The organism is Collinsella sp. SGI.180 (assembly GCF_050313455.1).
Lineage (GTDB): Bacteria > Actinomycetota > Coriobacteriia > Coriobacteriales > Coriobacteriaceae > Collinsella.
In genome coordinates, this window is the sequence record NZ_JBNPLL010000039.1 from 1 (window position 1) to 1,995 (window position 1,995).

Annotated in this window: 1 protein-coding gene; it reads right to left on the minus strand. The window is 55.5% G+C overall.

What is annotated here, in order from left to right:
* Nucleotides 1-134 precede the first annotated feature (134 nt).
* Nucleotides 135-1,829 (minus strand): phospho-sugar mutase, encoded by a 1,695-nt coding sequence (locus tag ACQRAP_RS08600; RefSeq protein WP_427795394.1) that lies wholly within the window; start codon nt 1,827-1,829, stop codon nt 135-137.
* Nucleotides 1,830-1,995: the final 166 nt, after the last annotated feature.

Here is a 1,995-nt window from a genome sequence, read left to right on the forward strand (position 1 = left end):
GCGGGGCGGGAATCTGGTTGCACACAACTCCTACACAGTTTGGGATTCTCAGCTGTATTTAGCAGTAATAGAGAGGGGACCTCGTTTCCGAGATCCCCTTTTTCGTCTATCTATAGAAATAGGCTTTCAAAGCCTTAGGCCAACAGCTTGCGACCTGACTCCTCAATCGCGTCAAGTGCTGCATCAGCCTCGGCGGCATCCGCGCCCTTAGCGAAGATGTACAGCTTGATCTTAGGCTCGGTGCCGGAAGGACGGACAATACCCTTGTTGCCACCCTCAAGATCGAACTCAATGACATTAGCCTTCGGCAGGCCGTTCACGCAGGTGTTGTAATCAACGACGGCCTCAATCTTAGAACTGGCGAGCTCCGCGGGCGGGTTCTCGCGCAGACCAGCCATGATGCCGGCCATCTTTGCCGCACCCTCAGCGCCCGGATAGCTCAGCGAAATCGTCTTGTTGTGATAGTAGCCATACTTCTCGTACAGCTCGTGCATCGCATCGGCAAGGTTCTTGCCCTGGAGCTTGTAATACTGCGCCATCTGGCAAATCAGAAGCGAAGTGCTCACGGCGTCCTTGTCGCGCACGTGGTCGCCGGCCAGATAACCGTAGCTCTCCTCGAAACCGAAGATAAAGCGATCGACTTCACCAGCATCGGAAAGCGAGGTAATGATGTCACCGATGTACTTGAAGCCCGTCAGGCAGCGACGGAGCTCAAAGCCATACTCCTCGGCCAGAGCATCGACCATGGCGGAAGAAACAATGGTAGTAACCGCGACCTTCTTGGTGAGATCCTCGCCGCGGGCGGCACGGGTCTTGCAGATATAGTCGAGCAGCAGAACGCCCATCTCATTGCCGGTCAGCAGCAGATAGTCATCACCATTCTTAACGGCAACGCCAACACGGTCGGCGTCAGGATCGGTTGCAAGCAGCAGATCGGGGTGAACCTGCTCGCACAGGTCGATTCCCTTCTGCATGGCCTGACGGATCTCGGGGTTAGGATACGGGCAGGTCGGGAAATCGCCGTTCGGGTCCTTCTGCTCGGGAACAACCGTGACATCGGTGATGCCGGCGCGCTCGAGCACCGTCGTGACGGGAATGAGGCCAGTGCCGTTGAGCGGAGTGTAGACGAGCTTAAGCGGAGCGCCAGCGATCTCCTCGGCAGAAAGGTTGGTCACGCCGCGCGCGAGAACGGCATCGTAATAACGCTCGAGGCACGAGTCGTCGATCCATTTGACCAGACCCTGCTCAAGAGCCTCATCGAAGTCCATGGACTTCACGCCAGTGAACGTATCGGTCTCGGCGATAGCCTTAGAAATTGCATCGGCGGCCTCGCTAGTGATCTGGCAGCCGTCGGGGCCATAGGCCTTATAGCCGTTATACGGCGCCGGATTATGACTAGCGGTCATGCAAATGCCACCGGAGCACTCAAGATCGCGGACAGCCCAAGATAGCGTAGGCACCGGGGAAATCTTAGGATACACAAGGGCGGTGACACCATTTGCCGCAAGAATAGCAGCAGTCGTCTTGACGAACAATTCGCCCTTATTGCGGCTATCGCGAGCAATGGCAACCGTCGGATGCTCAAAAGTCGCATTGAGATAGTCGGCGAAGCCCTGCGTTGCACGGCCGACCGTATAGATATTCATACGGTTAGTGCCAGCACCGATCGTGCCGCGAAGGCCGGCGGTGCCGAAGGCAAGATCCTGGAAGAAGGCATCGGTGATGGCATCCTCGTCACCCTGCTCCTTCATCGTGTTGAGCTCGGTCAGCAGCTCATCATCCTTGACATTGGCAATCCAAGTATCAAGCAGCTCGTGAACATCTGCCATGTGCGTCCTTCCTTCATAAGCAATAAAACGGCCCGCCTAAAACAGGTCAAGCGCAGTATCACGCTTAAGTAGATAGTAATCCATTGAGTGCGTGAGACTGTCAAGAGAACGGTGAACGTCTGAATAAGACGGCAGATGATATCGTTGTAAAAAATGTCATTTAGTT

What these genes read in the sequence shown, in the direction of transcription:
- ACQRAP_RS08600 (WP_427795394.1), bottom strand. Translation starts at nt 1,829, where the DNA reads ATGGCAGATGTTCACGAGCTGCTTGATACTTGGATTGCCAATGTCAAG.